We start from the raw sequence: 374 nt of genomic DNA on the forward strand, positions 1-374 counted from the left end.
GCCGGCTTGAGCATTTCGTGGTCCGAATGCTGGTGATGCAGCGTCCACGGCACATTGCCGCCCAGCAGCTTCTGCTCGATGCCCACCATCAGCGTGCCCAGGTACAGGCCCTTGCTCATCCACTGCTTGAAATTGCGCGCGCGATGCAGTTCGGTGTGCAGCCACGAGGTCTTGAACGACTCCGGATACGCCGTCAGTTCGTCGTTCTGGCGGCCTGCCTGCACCGCATCGAATGCCGCTTCCGCGGCCAGCATGCCGGTCTTGATCGCCGCATGCGAGCCCTTGATGCGCGAGGCGTTCAGGAAGCCCGCGTCATCGCCTACCAGCGCGCCGCCCGGGAACGTGAGCTTCGGCAGCGACATCAGGCCGCCCGC

Annotated in this window: 1 protein-coding gene; it reads right to left on the bottom strand. The window is 65.2% G+C overall.

The window, feature by feature from the left end; genetic code table 11:
- The coding region (locus tag A6V37_RS21645) for an NAD(P)/FAD-dependent oxidoreductase (protein ID WP_425262286.1) at positions 1-374 on the bottom strand (374 nt) is incomplete at both ends.

Source organism: Paraburkholderia ginsengiterrae (assembly GCF_001645125.1).
In the GTDB taxonomy this organism is placed as follows: Bacteria; Pseudomonadota; Gammaproteobacteria; order Burkholderiales; family Burkholderiaceae; genus Paraburkholderia; species Paraburkholderia ginsengiterrae.